Here is a 1,710-nt window from a genome sequence, read left to right on the forward strand (position 1 = left end):
ACCCGCACCTCCTCCCCGCTCCACGCGTGCGTGCGGGGCGACGATCACCGAGAAGACCAGGGGAACGAACGACCATGACCACCACGGACACAGCGACCCTCCTCGCCGCCTACGACGACCAGATGCGCGGCGCTCCCCCGACCCCGCCCACCGGGGTGACGTACCAGCAGGACGGGCCGCTGCTGCGGATCGTCGGGCAGTTCCGCGGGTTCGTGAGCGGGCCGCGCGACCTGGGTGTGGAGGGTGAGGCGCTCGACGAACTCATCGCACGGCAAAAGGACTTCTTCGCGGCGCGCGGCGAGGCGCTCGAATGGAAGACCCGCTCCCACGACACCCCGCCCGACCTCACCGAACGGCTCCGCGCCGCCGGTTTCGCGCCCGAGGAGCGGGAGACGGTCCTGGTCGGCCGGGCCGCCGGAATGGCCGTGAAGGAGCCCGGACTGCCGGACGGCGTCACCGTGCGCCGGGTCACGGCAGACGCGGACATGCACCGGATCGCCGCGATGGAGTCGGCGGTGTGGGGCCAGGACTGGAGCGCGCTCGCCGACGACCTGATCGGCCGGGTCGCCACCGCGCCGGACGACATCGCGGTGTACCTCGCCGAGGCGGACGGCGAGGTGGTGAGCGCGGCCTGGCTGGTGTTCCGTCCGGGCACGGAGTTCGCGAGCCTGTGGGGCGGCTCCACGCTCACCGCGTGGCGGGGCAGGGGCGTCTACCGCGCCCTGGTCGCCCTACGGGCCGCACTCGCCGCCTCCCGCGGGGTCACCTTCCTGCACGTGGACGCGTCCGACGACAGCGCCCCCGTCCTCCGCCGGCTCGGCATGCACGCGATCACCACGACCACGCCGTACGTCTGGACGCCGTCGGCCGGGTGACGCCGCCGCGGTGCGCGGAGTCACCCGCCCGCCACGGCGGCCCGGCGCCGTACCAGTGGCCAGGTCGCGATCCCGATCGTCAGGGCGATCGGGTGGCCCCAGTCGGTCAACGGGTCGGTGAACGCGATCAGGTCGGTCACCAGCAGTCCGCCGAAGAGGGCGAGCAACGGCCAGCGCAGCCAGGGCCGCAGCAGCCCCACCAGCGCGCCGAGACTCGCGGCCACGCCGAAGCTGACGCCGTAGTCGAGTCGGTGCAGCGAACTGGCGGGCAGGTGCCCGGCCAGGACCGCGAGACCGACGGGGACCTCGGTCGCGAGGGTCGCCCCGACGTGCCCGAGCAGGAACACCCCGGCCGTGCGCACACCCCCGATCCGCCGCTCCAGCACGGTCAGGACGAACAGCAGGGCGAGCGCGTACGGCGAGAGGATCCCGCCCGCGATCCACAGCGCGCTGGCCACCAGCACCAGTACGGGCGTCCGCACCAGGTGGGCGACATCGGTGCTGGAACCCTGGTGCAGATCGTGCACGAGGGCGGGGTCCAGATGCGCGGCGACCAGCGAGACGACGGCCAGGACGGCGCCGTAGCCGAAGGTGAACGGTGTCCCGGTGGGGGTGGGGAGCAGCCGCCGGAGCCGGGGGACGCGAAGTCGGTTCTGCGCGGCGGCGGTTGGCGGTGTCGTCACCGGTGTTCCGGTGACGGCCGTCCCGACCCGTTCCCGCTGCCGGGGCATCGCGTCGAGCAGCCCTGTGCCCGTCGGCGCTTCGGGGGCGGGCGCGTCGGAAGGGGCTGGCGGCACGGTCCGTTCCAAGGTGAGCTGCTCCTTCCGTTCCACCC

General features: G+C 73.9%; 2 protein-coding genes. One reads left to right on the top strand and one right to left on the bottom strand.

Going from position 1 to position 1,710, the window contains the following annotated elements:
* The first annotated feature begins 74 nt into the window (after positions 1–74).
* Positions 75–875 carry a GNAT family N-acetyltransferase gene (locus EHS43_RS43960; RefSeq protein WP_125195986.1) on the top strand — a complete coding sequence of 267 codons (801 nt, stop codon included), beginning with the start codon at positions 75–77 and terminating at the stop codon, positions 873–875.
* A gap of 20 nt (positions 876–895) precedes the next feature.
* Here the strand turns inward: EHS43_RS43960 and EHS43_RS43965 are convergent, their stop codons facing one another.
* Positions 896–1,708 (bottom strand): rhomboid-like protein, encoded by an 813-nt coding sequence (locus EHS43_RS43965; RefSeq protein ID WP_312023480.1) that lies wholly within the window; start codon positions 1,706–1,708, stop codon positions 896–898.
* Positions 1,709–1,710 lie beyond the last annotated feature (2 nt).

The sequence above is a fragment of the Streptomyces sp. RP5T genome, assembly GCF_003933965.1.
In the GTDB taxonomy this organism is placed as follows: Bacteria; Actinomycetota; Actinomycetes; order Streptomycetales; family Streptomycetaceae; genus Streptomyces.

Excerpts from the sequence above, each read along its gene's own strand:
- EHS43_RS43960 (WP_125195986.1), top strand. The coding sequence starts at position 75 with ATGACCACCACGGACACAGCGACCCTCCTCGCCGCCTACGACGACCAG.